The 16,718-nt window shown below is 46.1% G+C and carries 17 protein-coding genes; 15 read left to right on the forward strand and 2 right to left on the reverse strand.

The window, feature by feature from the left end; all coding sequences use genetic code 11:
* Positions 1 to 2: 2 nt before the first annotated feature.
* The 14 genes from fliF (at position 3) to flhB (ending at position 12,589) form a co-directional block, all read left to right on the forward strand.
* Positions 3 to 1,748 carry a flagellar basal-body MS-ring/collar protein FliF gene (fliF, locus tag Vt282_RS03965; protein WP_162046862.1) on the forward strand — a complete coding sequence of 582 codons (1,746 nt, stop codon included), beginning with the start codon at positions 3 to 5 and terminating at the stop codon, positions 1,746 to 1,748.
* Positions 1,741 to 2,796: a flagellar motor switch protein FliG gene (fliG, locus tag Vt282_RS03970; protein ID WP_162046861.1), complete on the forward strand. Its 1,056-nt coding sequence runs from the start codon at positions 1,741 to 1,743 to the stop codon at positions 2,794 to 2,796. The genes fliF and fliG overlap by 8 nt, the downstream gene beginning before the upstream one ends.
* Positions 2,797 to 2,823: 27 nt before the next feature.
* Positions 2,824 to 3,624 carry a flagellar assembly protein FliH gene (gene fliH, locus Vt282_RS03975; RefSeq protein ID WP_162046860.1) on the forward strand — a complete coding sequence of 267 codons (801 nt, stop codon included), beginning with the start codon at positions 2,824 to 2,826 and terminating at the stop codon, positions 3,622 to 3,624.
* Entirely contained in the window at positions 3,624 to 4,946 is a 1,323-nt protein-coding gene (fliI, locus tag Vt282_RS03980; RefSeq protein ID WP_162062618.1) for a flagellar protein export ATPase FliI, read from the forward strand. The genes fliH and fliI overlap by 1 nt, the downstream gene beginning before the upstream one ends.
* Positions 4,947 to 4,953: 7 nt before the next feature.
* Positions 4,954 to 5,403: a flagellar export protein FliJ gene (gene fliJ / locus Vt282_RS03985; protein WP_162046858.1), complete on the forward strand. Its 450-nt coding sequence runs from the start codon at positions 4,954 to 4,956 to the stop codon at positions 5,401 to 5,403.
* Between the two features lie 101 nt (positions 5,404 to 5,504).
* Complete coding sequence (locus Vt282_RS03990) at positions 5,505 to 7,049, forward strand: flagellar hook-length control protein FliK (RefSeq protein ID WP_162062619.1); 1,545 nt, start codon at positions 5,505 to 5,507, stop codon at positions 7,047 to 7,049.
* A gap of 53 nt (positions 7,050 to 7,102) precedes the next feature.
* Positions 7,103 to 7,606 carry a flagellar basal body-associated protein FliL gene (gene fliL / locus Vt282_RS03995; protein ID WP_162046856.1) on the forward strand — a complete coding sequence of 168 codons (504 nt, stop codon included), beginning with the start codon at positions 7,103 to 7,105 and terminating at the stop codon, positions 7,604 to 7,606.
* A gap of 8 nt (positions 7,607 to 7,614) precedes the next feature.
* Positions 7,615 to 8,661, forward strand: coding sequence for a flagellar motor switch protein FliM (fliM, locus tag Vt282_RS04000; protein ID WP_162046855.1), 1,047 nt, complete (start codon positions 7,615 to 7,617; stop codon positions 8,659 to 8,661).
* Between the two features lie 30 nt (positions 8,662 to 8,691).
* Complete coding sequence (gene fliN, locus Vt282_RS04005) at positions 8,692 to 9,102, forward strand: flagellar motor switch protein FliN (protein ID WP_162046854.1); 411 nt, start codon at positions 8,692 to 8,694, stop codon at positions 9,100 to 9,102.
* A 3-nt stretch (positions 9,103 to 9,105) separates the two neighbouring features.
* Complete coding sequence (fliO, locus tag Vt282_RS04010) at positions 9,106 to 9,498, forward strand: flagellar biosynthetic protein FliO (RefSeq protein ID WP_162062620.1); 393 nt, start codon at positions 9,106 to 9,108, stop codon at positions 9,496 to 9,498.
* A gap of 7 nt (positions 9,499 to 9,505) precedes the next feature.
* Positions 9,506 to 10,375 (forward strand): flagellar type III secretion system pore protein FliP, encoded by an 870-nt coding sequence (fliP, locus tag Vt282_RS04015; RefSeq protein WP_162047595.1) that lies wholly within the window; start codon positions 9,506 to 9,508, stop codon positions 10,373 to 10,375.
* A 12-nt stretch (positions 10,376 to 10,387) separates the two neighbouring features.
* Positions 10,388 to 10,657 (forward strand): flagellar biosynthesis protein FliQ, encoded by a 270-nt coding sequence (gene fliQ, locus Vt282_RS04020; RefSeq protein ID WP_162046852.1) that lies wholly within the window; start codon positions 10,388 to 10,390, stop codon positions 10,655 to 10,657.
* Between the two features lie 9 nt (positions 10,658 to 10,666).
* Entirely contained in the window at positions 10,667 to 11,449 is a 783-nt protein-coding gene (fliR, locus tag Vt282_RS04025; RefSeq protein WP_162046851.1) for a flagellar biosynthetic protein FliR, read from the forward strand.
* A 9-nt stretch (positions 11,450 to 11,458) separates the two neighbouring features.
* Positions 11,459 to 12,589, forward strand: coding sequence for a flagellar biosynthesis protein FlhB (flhB, locus tag Vt282_RS04030; protein WP_162046850.1), 1,131 nt, complete (start codon positions 11,459 to 11,461; stop codon positions 12,587 to 12,589).
* A 173-nt stretch (positions 12,590 to 12,762) separates the two neighbouring features.
* Here flhB and uvrB read toward each other — a convergent pair whose 3' ends face one another.
* Both uvrB and smrB read right to left on the reverse strand, forming a co-directional pair.
* Positions 12,763 to 14,739, reverse strand: a complete 1,977-nt coding sequence (gene uvrB / locus Vt282_RS04035; RefSeq protein WP_162062621.1) for an excinuclease ABC subunit UvrB — start codon at positions 14,737 to 14,739, stop codon at positions 12,763 to 12,765.
* Between the two features lie 325 nt (positions 14,740 to 15,064).
* Positions 15,065 to 15,595: an endonuclease SmrB gene (gene smrB / locus Vt282_RS04040; RefSeq protein WP_162046848.1), complete on the reverse strand. Its 531-nt coding sequence runs from the start codon at positions 15,593 to 15,595 to the stop codon at positions 15,065 to 15,067.
* A 72-nt stretch (positions 15,596 to 15,667) separates the two neighbouring features.
* On the opposite strand from smrB, the gene prmB reads away from it, so the two are divergent.
* On the forward strand, positions 15,668 to 16,600 hold the full coding sequence (prmB, locus tag Vt282_RS04045; RefSeq protein WP_162046847.1) for a 50S ribosomal protein L3 N(5)-glutamine methyltransferase: 933 nt from the start codon (positions 15,668 to 15,670) through the stop codon (positions 16,598 to 16,600).
* Positions 16,601 to 16,718 lie beyond the last annotated feature (118 nt).

Consider the following 16,718-nt stretch of genomic DNA (forward strand, 5'->3'; position numbering starts at 1 on the left):
CAGTGTCTGAACATAATCAATCCACCGATTTAGCCTTGTCTGGCTCCTCTTCTGAAGGGGCACTGGTTGCACAAAATGATCTTGTGCATGAAGGTCAAAATCCTGATTTAGATGAGAAGAGTAGCTCCAAGTTTGACTTGGCGGTTGGCGATCTCGATCTAATGCGTCAGATCGTGTTGGTGCTGGCGATTTCAATCTGCGTAGCACTGATTGTGATGCTGTTTTTCTGGGTTAAAGAGCCCGAAATGCGACCGCTTGGTGCCTACGATACCGAAGAACTTATCTCCGTCCTCGATCACCTCGATTCTCAGCAATTCGAATATCAACTCGAGGGAAACACCATTCTGGTACCTGCTAGCGAGTACAACAGTTTAAAACTCAATTTGGCGCGCGCAGGTTTAAATCAAGAAACTCAAGCAGGGGATGATATTCTGCTGCAAGACATGGGTTTCGGTGTATCACAACGTCTTGAACTAGAGCGTCTTAAACTCAGTCGTGAACGTCAGTTATCTGTTGCCATCGAAGAGATGAAGCAGGTACGTAAAGCGCGAGTGTTGTTGGCCTTACCAAAACAAAGTGTCTTTGTACGTCATAACCAAGAAGCATCGGCTTCTGTCTTTTTGACGCTGAAATCTGGCAATGGTTTAAAACAAGAAGAAGTGGATTCGATCGTCGATATGGTGGCCAGTGCCGTTCCAGGTATGAAACCATCACGAGTGACGGTTACTGATCAACATGGTCGTTTGTTAAGTTCAGGCTCGCAAGACGAAGCGTCGATGGCGCGCCGCAAAGAACACGAACTTGAACGCCAACAAGAAAACGCATTGCGTGAAAAAATTGATTCCGTTTTGATTCCGATTCTTGGTTTTGGCAACTATACCGCTCAAGTTGATATTGAACTTGATTTCAGTGCAGTCGAACAGACGCGTAAAAGTTTCGACCCAAATACACCGGCTACGCGCAGTGAATACACTCTGGAAGATTACAACAACGGTAATGTTGTCGCAGGTGTTCCGGGGGCGCTAAGTAATCAGCCGCCAGCGGACTCCTCAATCCCTCAAGACGTCGCGCAAATGAAAGATGGTTCGGTGCTAGGTCAAGGTTCGGTGCACAAAGAAGCGACGCGTAACTTTGAGCTCGACACCACCATTAGTCACGAACGTCGCCAAACTGGGGTCGTAAATCGTCAAACAGTGGCGGTTGCAATCAAAAATCGTCCTATCGTCAATCCAGAGACGGGCGAAAAAACATATCAACCTATGTCGGAAGCGGATCTTAACGCTATTCGTCAGGTGCTCATCGGTGCGGTTGGCTTTAGCCAACAACGTGGTGACTTATTGAATGTTCTCAGCATGCAGTTTGCTGAGCCAGAAGTCGAAAGTGTCGCTGATGTGCCGATTTGGGAACATCCAAACTTTAACGATTGGGTTCGTTGGTTAGCGAGCGCACTTGTCATCATCATTGTTATTTTGGTTCTGGTTCGTCCAGCAATGAAAAAACTGCTTAACCCAGCAGCAGAGAATGATGATCAAGCATACGGCCCAGATGGCTTACCAATCGGCATTGATGGTGAAACTAGCCTTATCGGTGGCGATTTAGATGGCGGAGAATTGTTTGAATTTGGTTCAAGCATTGATTTGCCAAATCTACATAAAGACGAAGATGTATTGAAAGCCGTACGAGCCTTGGTTGCCAATGAACCAGAGCTTGCTGCGCAAGTAGTGAAGAACTGGATGAAGAATGCCTAACGAAATTGTACCTCAAGCGCAAGGCGGTGACGTTGTAGAGTCTGGCGTCGATATTTCAACCATCCCCGGTGAAGAGCGCGCAGCGATTTTGCTGCTGAGCTTAAACGAGGAAGATGCAGCTGGCATTATTCGCCACCTAGAGCCAAAGCAGGTTCAGCGCGTTGGTAGTGCGATGGCTCGCGCTGCTGACCTTAGCCAAGATAAAGTGGGCGCGGTGCATCGAGCATTTCTCGAAGATATTCAGAAATACACCAATATTGGTATGGGCAGTGAAGACTTCATGCGTAATACCTTGGTAGCGGCGCTGGGTGAAGATAAAGCGAACAACTTGGTTGATCAGATTCTACTTGGTACCGGTTCGAAAGGCTTAGACTCACTGAAATGGATGGATCCTCGCCAAGTGGCGAGCATTATTCTCAATGAACACCCTCAGATTCAAACTATCGTTCTTTCATATTTAGAGCCAGACCAGTCTGCAGAAATCTTGTCTCAGTTCTCTGAACGCGACCGTTTAGATTTAATGATGCGTATTGCTAACCTTGAAGAAGTTCAACCATCAGCATTGGCTGAGTTGAATGAAATCATGGAGAAACAGTTTGCTGGTCAAGCCGGTGCGCAAGCAGCCAAAATTGGCGGCCTGAAAGCAGCAGCTGAAATCATGAACTACATGGACAACAACATTGAAGGCGTGTTGATGGAGCAAATCCGAGATCAAGACGAAGATATGGCGACGCAAATTCAAGATCTTATGTTTGTATTTGAAAACCTTATCGAAGTCGACGATCAAGGCATTCAACGCTTGCTGCGTGATGTTCCACAAGATGTCCTACAGCGTGCACTGAAAGGCGCTGATGACGCGCTGAGAGATAAGATCTTCAAGAACATGTCTAAGCGTGCTGCTGAGATGATGCGTGAAGACTTGGAGGCAATGCCACCGATTAAAGTGTCTGATGTTGAAGCTTCGCAAAAAGAAGTCCTGGCGATTGCCCGTCGTATGGCCGATGCAGGCGACCTTATGTTGTCTGGTGGTGCTGACGAATTCTTATAATCTTTTGCTTTAACAAGGTGAATATCGATGTCAGGAGAGAGAAAGCGCGGATTTTTGCGTCTCGATGACGAGCAACTAATTGAAAAGCCTCAGCGATGGGGCTTGCCTGACTACACACCTGAAACCCATTCTAAAGCGCGTGAAACCGCACTCAACTATGACCCTAGCTGGATTCCAAGCTTTAATGAGCCGGAAGAAGAAGCGCCAAAAGAGCTGACCCATGAAGAAATCGAGCTGATTAAGCAACAAGCCTATCAAGAAGGTTTACATCAAGGCCAAGAAGCGGGCTTTAAGCAAGGTTACGATAAGGGTAAAGAGCAGGGGTTGGAGCAAGGTCATCAAGAAGGCCTAGAAGCGGGTAAGATCGAAGGTGTCGCGGCAGGCCAAGAGTTTATTCAGCAACAAGTACAAACCTTCGTGACGCTTGCCAATCAGTTCGCGCAACCCTTAGAACTGATGAACGCTCAAGTTGAGAAACAACTAGTCGACATGGTATTGACACTGGTGAAAGAAGTCGTGCATGTTGAAGTGCAGACCAATCCACAAGTGATTCTTGATACGATTAAACAGTCGGTCGAAGCGCTGCCTATTTCCGGTCATGCGATCACTTTAAAACTGCATCCAGACGATGTTGAAATTATTCGTTCGTCTTATGGTCAGGAGTCCCTTGAATTTCGCAATTGGACGCTTTTGGATGAGCCGGCACTTAATCGTGGCGATGTTCAAATCGAAGCGGGTGAATCAAGTGTGAACTACCGTATGGAAGAGCGTATTCGTAACGTACTCAAAAGTTTTTGCGGCGTAAATCGTCACCAAGGTGGTGAATAGTGTTGGCGCTGGCTGAACGCTTATCGCAATACAAAACTCAAGGTTTGACTTGCCGCCCAGTTGCGTCAGGAAAGCTCGTACGTGTGGTTGGTTTAACTTTAGAGGCAACTGGTTGTCGAGCGCCCATCGGCAGTTTATGCCGTGTAGAAACCATGCATGGCGAGATGGAAGCCGAAGTAGTGGGCTTTTCGGGTGATAATCTATTTTTGATGCCGAGTGAGCAAATCACCGGTGTTCTTCCTGGGGCGAAAGTCACGCCTCTAACCAGCGAAACAGGCTTGCCTGTTGGCATGGAACTGCTCGGTCGCGTAATTGATGGTGTGGGCAATCCACTCGATGGCCTTGGCCCTATCTATACCGAAAAGCGCGCCTCATTTAACTCCGAACCTATTAACCCATTATCTCGTAAGCCAATTACCGAACCGCTTGATGTCGGCTTAAAAGCAATTAATGGCTTATTAACCGTCGGTAAAGGGCAACGTATTGGTCTTTTTGCTGGCTCAGGTGTGGGTAAATCGGTCACGCTTGGCATGATGACTCGTGGTACTACCGCTCAAGTGGTTGTAGTCGGTCTTATCGGTGAACGTGGACGCGAAGTTAAAGAATTTATTGAAGAGATACTCGGTGTCGATGGTCGCCAACGAGCTGTGGTGGTAGCTGCGCCTGCGGACGCCTCGCCACTGATGCGTCTTAAAGGTTGTCAAACCGCTCTGACCATCGCCGAATATTTCCGTGACCAAGGGCTTGATGTACTGCTGTTGATGGATTCATTAACGCGTTTCGCGCAAGCACAACGTGAAATCGCCTTGTCAGTAGGTGAACCGCCAGCGACGAAAGGTTATCCACCATCAGTATTTGCTAAATTGCCGGCGCTGGTTGAACGTGCAGGTAACGGCAGTCCAGAACAAGGCTCGATCACGGCATTTTTTACCGTGCTTACCGAAGGGGATGATCTCCAAGATCCAATCGCCGATGCTTCGCGAGCTATCCTTGATGGTCACGTTGTGCTATCCCGAGAGATGGCTGATGCTGGTCATTATCCGGCGATTGATGTTGAGAAATCAGTCAGCCGTGTGATGCCGCAAATTACCACGGATGAGCATGTTCTGATGTCAAAAGCGGTGCGTCAGATTCTATCGATTTGCCGTAAAAACCAAGATTTGGTCTCTATTGGTGCCTATAAGCCAGGCACAGATCCGGCCATTGATGCTGCATTTACGATCAAGCCAAAGTTAGACATGTTCCTACAGCAAGGTATGAAAGAAAGCGTACCTTACGATATGTGTGTCAACATGCTTGGTCGCTTGTTGCAAGGGGAGTAGTTAAACGATGGACAACGCCCTCGAATTTTTGTTGGAACAAGCCAAAGAGCGAGAAAATCAAGCCGTTTTGGCGCTGAATAAAGCGCGTACCGAGTTGGATGGCTATTATCAGCAGTTACAACAAATTGAAAAGTATCGCTTAGATTACTGCCAGCAATTGATTGACCGTGGCAAGCAAGGATTAAGCGCCAGTCAATACACGCATTTAAACCGTTTTTTAACCACGTTAGATAATACATTGTCTAAACAAAAGCAGGCTGAAAACCACTTTAAAGATCAGGTGAGTAACTGCGAAAACCACTGGTTGGAGTGTCGTAAGCAGCGACGTTCCTACGAATGGTTACGTGATAAGAAACAAACGGAAAAAAACAAATTGGAAGAGCGACGAGAGCAAAAGCAAATGGACGAATTTTCGACGTTGCAATACTCGCGAATGCTGTCAAACCGAGTAAATTAAGCATCTATTGGCTCGTTTTTTGCTTAATTTTGCTGAGTAAAACGAGGGCGAGTGCCCACGCACTAGATTGTTAAGTCGTCAGTAAAAGCGAGTCATTGAGTATGAATGTGAATACCACTTCCGTAACAGAATCAACTAAGGCTATCAAAGGAAGTATTGATAAATCTTCCTCTGAAGAAGCGGGCTCTGAATCGGTTGGTTTTTTCGCGCAACTAGCAGCAATGATGAAAGGTGGTTCTAAGTCGGAAGTCACTGATTCAGAAGCAAGTAAATCCGATGGAGTCACAGATACCGAGACGACAGCCGCTCAACTTTCTGAGACTAGCGCTGAGGTAAGCTCAGATTTGATGGATGTCGATGGTTTAGCTGACGGTGAATTGAACTCAGAGTTAGAGACGTCTGCAGAAAACAGTGATGTAAAGACATCAAACAAAGCTGACGGCAGTGAGGTTGAAGTTGAAAAAACCGTTGCCGAAAGCGAAGCGCTACTAGGTCGTCTTGACCAAGCGAATAAAGCGTTGCAGTCGAAAGACGGCAACGGCTTGCCACTCAATGAATCCGCGGCTCGCGCGAGCGTCGAGCCAGCGCAAGCCACTGATGAAACCACTCTTGAAGCGGTTAGATCGTCGGCTATTTCACAACATGGTTTACCAACAGCGAAATCCACCGAGGGTGAAGCTTCCGCTATCAATGAGCAAGTTCTGTCAGACGAGTTAGGTCAAACTTCAGCTCATTCAGCAAACGAAGCGGGTAGCCCGTCCACAGAGATTGCTTGGCAAGCTCACACAGCCAGCAGCCAGCCAACAGATGCCACTAAAGCAATAGCCGAAGATGGTTCAATCAAATCGAGTGCGAAAGCGGTCATCGCACATGGTGCGACACCAAGCCATGTGCAAGCGGCGCAACTTGCCTCTCAACAACCGGTAAGTACTGGACAACAGGCTCAACCGATGAGTGCAGGATTAGGACAGGTTGATGCCTCATTGCCAGCGATGCCAATTGACACCGCCAGTACTCAAAAGTTAGAGCCTGCTCAATTACAAGCGGCACTCGCCGCGGGCAATTCCAACTTATTGGGCAAATTAGGCAAAAGTAGTGACAACAACACAGGCATTGAGTCGAGTTTTGCACAGCAGTTAAGCCAAGCAGCAGGACAGAATGGTCTGCAGGGGCAATTAAGAACTGAGCAGAGTGCACAAGCTCAGCCGCATTTGCAATTAAGTCGTGATATGGCGGGTGAGCAGTTGGCTGAACGGGTACAAATGATGATGTCGAAGAACCTGAAAAATATCGATATTCGTCTCGATCCACCAGAGCTTGGTCGAATGCAAATTCGGATGAATATGAATGGTGATAACGCTAGCGTGCATTTCACCGTCGCCAACCAACAAGCACGCGACATCGTGGAGCAGGCGATGCCAAGACTGCGTGAAATGCTGGCTCAGCAGGGCATGCAGTTGAGTGATTCTTCGGTGCATCAGCAAGCTTCAGGGCAACAACAAAGTCGTTATGCGAGTGCTGAACATGGTGGAACTGGTCACGGTAGCAGCAATCAGCACTTTGCTGGAGATGAAAACCTTGAAGCTGATGTCAAACTTGATTTGAATGTGACATCAAAGCGTGATGGAATCAGTTATTACGCTTAGACTAGATGCAGATATATAGATAACTCTTTTAAATCGCTGGAGAATCTCAGATTATGGCAGCAGAAGAAAGCGCAAATAATACGCCGAAAGGCAATGGTAAACTTAAGCTGATTATTATCATTGCAGTAGCGGTACTCACTGTCATTGGTGGTGGGGCGGGGGCGCTATTTTTTATGGGTTCAGGTGACGATGCTGCAAACGCAGAGATGGCAAATGTGTCAGCCACTCCCGCAGAAACTCCTGTGTCATACGTCAATATTGCTCAGCCGTTTCTCTTTAATGTCACCGGTGATGAAAAAGATCGCTTAGTGCAAATCAATGTGCAGCTTATGGTGCGTGGCTTGGAAAATGAAAACCTTGCCCGCTATCACTCTCCATTGGTTGAAAGTTCGTTATTAGGTACCTTTGCATCTGCAACAGTTGAGCAATTGCGCAGTGCGAACGGTCGAATCGAGTTGCGAGATAAAGCAACCGAAGATGTTAAAGCGAGTTTGACTCGCGCAGTAGGCCAGCCCGTGATTGAACGTGTGCTGTTTACTGATTTTGTTATTCAGTAGGAATTAGTGTGACCGATTTATTAAGCCAAGACGAAATTGATGCGCTTCTGCATGGTGTAGACGACGTTGATGACGTTGATGATGAGGTCGTCAGTGATAGTGATGCGGTAGATTTCGACTTCTCATCTCAAGACCGAATTGTTCGTGGTCGAATGCCAACGCTCGAGTTAATCAACGAGCGTTTTGCGCGTCATATGCGTATCAGCCTATTTAATATGCTGCGTAAAACCGCAGAAGTATCGATTAACGGCGTACAGATGATGAAGTTTGGTGAATACCAAAACACATTGTATGTGCCAACCAGTCTTAACATGGTGCGTTTCAGACCATTAAAAGGGACGGCGTTGATCACCATGGAAGCACGCCTAGTGTTTATTCTGGTAGAAAACTTCTTTGGTGGTGACGGGCGTTTCCATGCGCGTATAGAAGGGCGTGAGTTCACCCCAACCGAACGTCGCATTATTCAGCTGCTGCTGAAAATCGTATTTGAAGATTACAAAGAATCTTGGTCTCCAGTGATGGGGGTTGAGTTCGAATATCTCGATTCAGAAGTTAACCCAAGTATGGCCAACATTGTGAGCCCAACGGAAGTGATTGTCGTGAGCTCCTTCCACATCGAAGTGGATGGCGGTGGTGGTGACTTCCATATGGTGATGCCGTACTCGATGGTGGAGCCGATCCGAGAATTGCTCGATGCGGGTGTCCAGTCTGACAAAATGGAGACCGATGTTCGTTGGAGTTCTGCACTGCGTGAAGAGATCATGGATGTGCCTGTTAACTTTCGAGTGAACTTGTTAGAGAAAGATATTTCCCTGCGCGATTTGATGGAGCTGCAACCGGGTGATGTGATCCCAATTGATATGCCAGAACATGCGATTATGTTTGTCGAAGATTTACCGACTTATCGTGTGAAAATGGGCCGTTCGGGTGAAAAACTTGCGGTACAAGTTTCGGAAAAAATTCGTCGTCCTGATGTGGTGAAAACCGATATTGCCTTTTTGGGCAAAGACGTCATTTCTGAGCTTGAAAGCGATGATGGCGACATCGAAGACTAAATTAGAGAAAAATGAAATAGGTAATTAGGTATGGAACCAAGTGACGATCAAAGACTAGCCGACGAATGGGCGGCCGCGTTAGGAGAAGATCCCAATGCACCGGATATTGACGTTGATGAGGTGATGGCGGCGCAACTGGACGAGTTGCAAGATACCTCTGCGCCAATCTCAGATGACGAGCGTCGTAAACTGGATACCATTTTGGATATTCCAGTGACCATTTCAATGGAAGTGGGACGTTCACAAATCAGTATTCGTAACCTTTTGCAGTTAAACCAAGGTTCGGTTGTTGAGTTGGAACGCTTGGCTGGTGAGTCATTGGATGTTTTGGTCAATGGAACGCTTATCGCGCATGGTGAAGTGGTTGTCGTTAACGACAAGTTTGGTATTCGCCTAACTGACGTTATCAGCCAAACAGAGCGAATCAAGAAACTAAGGTAATTTATGAAGCCGAAATTACTCTGGCTAGTTATGTTATCTCCAGTGGCACATGCGGCGCCGACTGCGCCGCAAAGTCAACTAGATTGGGCGACCACCTTTGGGTCGCTCTTCTTCGTTATAGCCCTAATTCTGGCATTGGCGTGGCTGCTTAAGCGTATGCGTGTACCAACGATCAGCAACCAGAAAGGCTTGAGTGTGGTGCGTCAGTTAGCGGTAGGGACACGCGAGCGTATTGCGATTGTGCAAGCGGGGGAAGAGCAGTTCTTAGTGGGTATTACACCTCAATCGATTCAACTTATCTCAAAGTTAGAGAAACCTTTGTCTCAGGAGGAGCTAGCAGGTAGTCCATTTGCCAGCCAATTGACTCAGCTACTGAAAAAGAATGATAAAAATTAATCTCAATATGGCTCATTCTATCAAGACTCTTCTCGTCACGTTGATATTGATGACGCTGTCCGCATTCGCTTTTGCAAGTGAAGAACTAGAGACGCCAATCAATGGTTCGGTTGCTTCTAACTCAGTAACCGCATCAGCGATGGAACGTGAAGGCGGCGGTGCGAAGACAATTTCAACCAGTACCATAACCGGTTCTGGCGCGGGTGGTATTCCTGCTTTTACCGTGACTACCAATAGCAGCGGCGGCGAAGACTACTCAATAAATCTACAGATATTGGCGTTAATGACCATGCTGGGCTTTTTGCCTGCCATGGTTATTTTAATGACCTCATTTACACGTATTGTGGTGGTGATGTCGATTCTGCGTCAGGCGATGGGTCTACAGCAAACACCATCCAATCAGGTGATCATCGGTATTGCGATCTTTTTGACCTTTTTTATTATGTCTCCGGTGCTCACTAAGATTAATGATACGGCTGTTCAGCCCTACATCAACGAGCAAATCAGCGCTCGCCAAGCATTCGATTTGGCGCAAATTCCGATGAAGGATTTCATGCTCAAACAGACCCGAGTTAAAGACCTTGAAACCTTTGTCAATATCTCGGGTTCGACCGCACAAAATCCTGAAGAGGTCTCAATGGCGGTATTGATTCCGGCATTTATTACCTCAGAGCTGAAAACTGCGTTCCAAATTGGCTTTATGTTGTTTTTGCCATTTTTGATCATCGACTTAGTGGTGGCATCGGTATTGATGGCGATGGGTATGATGATGCTGTCGCCAATGATCGTATCGCTACCGTTTAAATTAATGCTGTTTGTGTTGGTGGATGGATGGAATTTGATTCTTTCTACGCTGGCCGGCAGTTTTGCCTTGTAGCGGGAGGAAACCATGACTCCTGAAATGTTTGTTGAGCTGTTTCGCGATGCGTTATGGATGGTATTGATAATGGTGTGTGCCATTGTCGTGCCGAGCTTGCTGATTGGTTTAGTGGTCGCGATATTCCAAGCCGCGACCTCAATTAACGAACAAACGCTGAGCTTTTTGCCACGACTGGTGGTGACCTTACTGGCTCTTATGCTGTTTGGTCACATGATGACCCAGATGATGACTGAGTATTTTTACTCGATTATCGAGCGTTTACCGCAAGTGCTTTACTAGGTTCGCCAAATGGAATATCCAGCAACGGTCGTTCTTGACTGGCTCGCCAACTACTTTTGGCCTTACACACGCATTGCTGCGATGTTAATGGTGATGTCAGTGACGGGGGCACGTTTTGTGCCGAATCGTGTTCGACTGTTTCTTGGTTTGGCGATTACTTTTGCAGTAATGCCTGCATTGCCTAAAGTGCCGGAGTCAATTCAACTGCTCTCTTTTGAAGGCTTTGTGGTTACGTTTGAGCAGATTGTGATTGGCGTGGCGATGGGGACGGTCACTCAATTTATGATTCAAATTTTTGTTATTTTGGGTCAGATATTGGGTATGCAATCAAGCCTAGGTTTCGCGTCGATGGTTGACCCAGCAAACGGACAAAATACGCCCTTGCTCGGTCAGCTATTTATGTTTTTAGCCACCATGTTTTTCTTGGCCACTGACGGGCATTTACATATGTTACTGCTGGTGGTGATGAGTTTTAAATCACTGCCAATTGGTATTGGGTCATTAAACGCGGTTGATTTTCGAGAGTTGGCTTTGTGGCTTGGCAAGATGTTCCAACTGGCGCTGAGTATGTCTTTATCTGGCATTATCGCCCTTTTGACGATTAACTTGTCATTTGGCGTGATGACTCGTGCCGCCCCGCAGCTAAACATCTTCTCACTCGGTTTTGCCTTTGCTCTTATCGTTGGTTTGTTGCTGTGTTGGTACATTCTCGGCGGTCTATTTACCCATTATGAGATGATTTGGTTGCAAGGAGAGCAGCAGATCTGTCGTTTTATTCGTTTGGATTGCTAGGAGAGATAATTGGCAGAATCTGACGGTCAAGAACGTACCGAAGACGCCACGCCCAAGCGCTTGCAACAGGCCAAAGAGAAAGGGCAAGTTGCAAGGTCAAAAGAGTTGGCATCGGTATCGGTTTTAATTGCAGGCTCTATCGCCCTCATGTGGTTTGGCGAGGGTTTGGCGCGCGCGCTGTATCGCATCATGGGGCGGCTGTTTGATTTATCACGAGAAGAAATTTTCGACCAAGCTAAGCTCTTTGATATCGCGCTAGGCTCGTTGAGTGCATTGCTTTTACCGCTGTTACTGATTCTGGTTATGTTGTTTATTGCGGCAGTAATTGGTGCGGCTGGAGTAGGAGGGATTAACTTTTCTGCAGAAGCGGCGATGCCTAAATGGTCAAAGATGAACCCACTTAGCGGCCTTAAGCGCATGATTGGCATGCAAAGTTGGGTTGAACTGATCAAGTCAATTCTCAAAGTGACGCTCGTTTCGGGAATGGCGTTCTACCTCATCAACGCTGCGAAAGAAGACCTATTTCAATTAAGTTTGGACGTGTTTCCGCAAAACATTTTCCATGCACTCGATATCTTAATTAACTTTATTTTGCTGATCAGCTGTTCACTGCTGATTGTGGTTGGTATTGATATACCTTTTCAGATTTGGCAACACGCCAATCAACTGAAAATGACTAAGCAAGAAGTTAAAGATGAATACAAAGAAACAGAAGGTAAGCCGGAAGTAAAAGGCCGTATTCGTATGCTGCAACGGGAGGCCGCTCAGCGTCGAATGATGGCCGAAGTGCCGCAGGCTGATGTTATCGTGACCAACCCAGAGCACTTCTCGGTTGCTTTGCGCTATGACCAAAAGAAAGACCGAGCGCCTATCGTGGTTGCCAAAGGTATTGATCATATGGCAATGAAAATTCGGGAAGTGGCGCGCGAACACGATATTTATATCATTCCAGCTCCGCCACTTGCTCGTGCACTGTACCATTCAACCGAGCTTGAGCAGCAAATCCCAGATGGCTTATTTACCGCAGTCGCACAGGTGTTGGCTTATGTTTTCCAGCTTAAGCAATACCGTAAACGCGGTGGTGAACGGCCAAAACTTAAAGCATCAGAGCTACCGATACCACCAGATTTGAGGAAGTAACCATAAAAGGTTAAAGAGGTTAGGGTACTATGCATTGGTCGATGTGAGTTGACGTAATATCGATTCTGCCATTCTATCTTGATCGGAAGTACGAGTTGGGAATCTGCTTTTAGTGTTTAAACAAGATCCCCAACTCGGTCGTTTCATATACTTCTAATAGGTTTGCGCTTCAGCTACATAAAAATGTATTGTCGATAGAGGCTATCAAGTTCTGCTCGAATTCCATCCGCTTCAGCTTGATTGTGCGCGTTGACCGCATCGATCAATTGTTTTTCCCGTTGAGTAATGCGTTGGCATAACCCCTCGATATTTTGGCAAAACTCAGCGTTATGTGTCGCCTGCTGATGAGCGATATCTACGCTAGAGTCGATTTTTCTTTTTGATGTGGAAGGTGTGATGCCGTGTTCATGATTGAACGCGATTTGTCTTTCTCGGCGTTGCTGGGATTCATCCATTGCTTGCTGCATTGCCGTTGTGATCTTATCGGCATAAAGAATCGCTTTGCCATTGGCATTGCGCGCTGCTCTGCCAATGATTTGAATGAGAGCCTCTACAGAGCGCAGAAAGCCTGTATGATCCGCATCTAAAATCGCAACAAGCGAAGCCTCTGGGATATCTAACCCCTCTCTAAGTAAATTAATCCCGATCAGAACATCGAAATCGCCCGCTCTGAGACCGTTGATTATCGCAACTCGGTCAGATGTTTTGATATCAGAATGAAGATAGCGAACTCGAATTCCCATTTGTTCCATTGTTTGGTGAAGTTCTTCAGCACTGCGTTTAGTTAATGTCGTCACCAAAGTTCGTTCTTGCTGTTTGGTGCGCTGTTGAATTTCGCTGATGAGATCATCGAGACAGTGGCTTGATGGTCGTACTTCTACTTCGGGGTCGAGTAATCCTGTCGGCCGAATTATTTGTTCGATGAAGACATTGCCTGAGCGTTGAATTTCGTATTTGCTTGGTGTCGCTGATACAAAGATGGTTTGGGGTTTGGCTTTCTCAAATTCACTAAATGTTAGTGGGCGATTATTTAACGCAGACGGTAATCTAAATCCATAATCAATCAACGTTTCTTTGCGACTACGATCTGATTTTGACATTGCGGATATTTGCGGAACCATCACATGAGATTCATCGATAAATACCAGTCCGTCTTTTGGAAGATAGTCCATTAATGTCGTTGGAGGGAGAGAAGGGTCTCGGTCATTCAAATAGCAAGCATAGTTTTCAATACCACCACAATAGCCGAGCTGTTGCATCATCTCTACGTCGTGCATACACCTTTCGTAAAGTCGAGCGGCTTCAGTAAGTCGGTTTTCTGCGTTGAGTTCTGCGACCCGAATTTCCATTTCTGCGAGGATACGTTTACTGGCTTGATGAACGCGATCCATTGATGAAGCATAGAGAGTTTTAGGTGAGACTTTATAGTGCTCGCAAGCTCTCAATATGTTACCCGTTATGGGGTCAATCCAATTGAGTTCGGTGATTTTTTGATGCTTTATGTCAATTCGAATCCCATCTTGTGCAGAATCGGCTGGGAATATTTCGACACTATTATTCCTGATGCGAAATTCAGCACGTCGCATCGGAGAGTTGGTGGCTGAATATTGAAGTTTTTCGAGTGCTTTGACCAAGCTATTGATGTCTATATCATCACCGACATTTAACGGGATTTGTAAATCTCGATATGTTTGAGGGTCTCCAAGTCCATAAACAGATGACACCGAAGCGACAACGATGACATCTCGCCGTTCAATTAAAGATTTTGTGGTTGATAAACGTAAGCGCTCGAGTTGTTCGTTAATGGCCGAGTCTTTTCGTATGAACCTATCGCTTCCGGGAATATAGACCTCTGGTTGGAAATAGTCATAGTAAGAGACAAAGTACTCCACCGCATTCTCTGGGAAAAAACGTTGCATTTCACTGTAGAGTTGAGAAGCGAGAGTTTTATTGTGAGCGAGGATTAAGGTCGGTCTTTGTAATCGATGAATAATGTTTGCCATGGTAAAGGTTTTACCAGACCCCGTGACCCCTTTGAGAGTCTGATGCGTTTTCCTTTCATCAATACCAGCGATTAGACGCGCGATGGCTTCGGGCTGATCGCCTGAAGGTGGATAAGCAGAATGTAAGATAAACAGTTCTTTAGACATAGGTTTGGTACCTTGTAGCTGTGTACAAAGAAAGTAGACAAGCCTAATACGTGATTTACCTAGTAAACGGACACTAAAAGTTGGTGATACAGCATAATGGGATGTCTAGTTATTATGTTTAGACCACACCAATGGGACCCATAATGTGGCTGATATAACAACAAGATTAGTACACAATGACGGTAGGTGTTGTCGGTACTGCATTGAGTGAGGAAGGGTAGACGCTTTGCTGGACGTCATGAGTGTAAATGGAGTGTTCGTAGGCCATTTCACACGATAGCACGGTAAGAGGGACACCGTACTATCGTGAGATAGTGAAGGTGTTTTACTTCTCCGGAATTGAAAGTAACACCAATAGTGCACCATCACCGCCAAATTCGAGAGGTGCTTGGTGGAAAGCCATCACATCTGGATGTTGAGCCAGCCAGAGCGGCGCTTTCTGTTTAAGAATGTGTTTGCCAATACCGTGCTGAACGCATGCACAATGCACTTCATTTTTTATGCAGTAGGCGATCATTGCGCCTAGTTCACGTTTGGCTTCTTGTTGAGTCATACCGTGCATATCTAAAAATACGTCAGGCACATAAACGCCACGACGTAATCTTTTTACTTCATAAGTAGATACATCATCTCGAGCATAGCGGGTTGGCCCCTCTTCGCTGAGCCTTGGCACGAACTCATCCGAGAAATAAAACTCTGCATCGCTGCTTTCGCGTGCAGTTCGCTTAATTTCTTTTTGCTTAGTATTTTTTTTTGGTTGCTGGACTATGGTATCCTGTGGCAACTTTTTTACGCCTTGCACTGCATCCCGAAAAAGGGCGAAATCGTCGTCGGCGTCGATGTCTTTTTTGCTCATGGGTATAAAATAGATGTTGTTTAGCATCGCCAATTTAAGTTTGCAGTATTGTAGCGCTTTTCGGAGACAATTTTGGATAAGATTTTTGTAGAAGAAGCAGTATCAGAATTACATACGCTTCAAGATATGATTCGTTGGACAGTAAGTCGTTTTAACGCTGCTAACCTTTTCTACGGTCACGGTACAGATAACGCATGGGATGAAGCGGTTCAGCTTATCCTGCCAACGCTATATCTACCAATCGATGTGCCTCCGCATGTGCTGAATTCGCGCCTAACAACTAGCGAACGTATGCGTATTGTTGAGCGTGTAGTAAAACGTATTAATGAGCGTACACCAACCGCTTACCTAACTAACAAAGCTTGGTTCTGTGGTCTTGAATTCTTTGTGGATGAGCGCGTATTAGTGCCACGTTCACCAATTGGTGAGCTTATCCAAGCTGAATTCCAACCTTGGTTAATCGAAGAGCCAACTCGCATCATGGATCTGTGTACTGGTAGTGGTTGTATCGCAATTGCATGCGCTCACGCTTTCCCAGATGCTGAAGTCGATGCGATTGATATCTCTACCGATGCTCTACAAGTGGCTGAGCAAAACATTCAAGATCACGGCATGGAACAACAAGTTTTCCCTATCCGTTCTGATCTGTTCCGCGATTTAGCCAAAGAGCAGTACAACATTATAGTGACTAACCCGCCATACGTTGATGCGGAAGACATGAACAGTCTGCCAGAAGAGTTCACTCACGAGCCAGAACTTGGTCTAGCTGCGGGTACTGACGGTCTAAAATTGGTACGTCGTATTTTAGCCAATGCACCAGACTACCTAACGGAGCAAGGTATTTTGATCTGTGAAGTAGGTAACTCAATGGTACATATGATGGAGCAATACCCTCATATTCCATTTACTTGGTTAGAGTTTGAAAACGGCGGTCACGGCGTATTCCTACTTACACGCGACCAATTGGTTGAATGTGCTGAAGATTTTAAATTGTACAAAGACTAATTTGTTGCAATTTATGTAAACGAAACGCCATGCAAATGCATGGCGTTTTTGTATCTATAACTTGTCATCTGCGATCTGTGGATGCGTAAAAACATAAAGCCAGAAAGTTAAATTTGTT

The sequence above is a fragment of the Vibrio taketomensis genome, from assembly GCF_009938165.1.
GTDB classification, from domain to species: domain Bacteria; phylum Pseudomonadota; class Gammaproteobacteria; order Enterobacterales; family Vibrionaceae; genus Vibrio; species Vibrio taketomensis.

Coding starts and splice junctions, on each gene's coding strand:
- uvrB (WP_162062621.1), bottom strand. CDS start 14,739: ATGTCTAAAGAACTGTTTATCTTACATTCTGCTTATCCACCTTCAGGC.
- fliH (WP_162046860.1), top strand. CDS start 2,824: ATGTCAGGAGAGAGAAAGCGCGGATTTTTGCGTCTCGATGACGAGCAA.
- fliJ (WP_162046858.1), top strand. CDS start 4,954: ATGGACAACGCCCTCGAATTTTTGTTGGAACAAGCCAAAGAGCGAGAA.
- Vt282_RS03990 (WP_162062619.1), top strand. CDS start 5,505: ATGAATGTGAATACCACTTCCGTAACAGAATCAACTAAGGCTATCAAA.
- fliG (WP_162046861.1), top strand. CDS start 1,741: ATGCCTAACGAAATTGTACCTCAAGCGCAAGGCGGTGACGTTGTAGAG.
- fliQ (WP_162046852.1), top strand. CDS start 10,388: ATGACTCCTGAAATGTTTGTTGAGCTGTTTCGCGATGCGTTATGGATG.
- fliR (WP_162046851.1), top strand. CDS start 10,667: ATGGAATATCCAGCAACGGTCGTTCTTGACTGGCTCGCCAACTACTTT.
- fliO (WP_162062620.1), top strand. CDS start 9,106: ATGAAGCCGAAATTACTCTGGCTAGTTATGTTATCTCCAGTGGCACAT.
- fliL (WP_162046856.1), top strand. CDS start 7,103: ATGGCAGCAGAAGAAAGCGCAAATAATACGCCGAAAGGCAATGGTAAA.
- smrB (WP_162046848.1), bottom strand. CDS start 15,595: ATGAGCAAAAAAGACATCGACGCCGACGACGATTTCGCCCTTTTTCGG.
- fliP (WP_162047595.1), top strand. CDS start 9,506: ATGGCTCATTCTATCAAGACTCTTCTCGTCACGTTGATATTGATGACG.
- fliN (WP_162046854.1), top strand. CDS start 8,692: ATGGAACCAAGTGACGATCAAAGACTAGCCGACGAATGGGCGGCCGCG.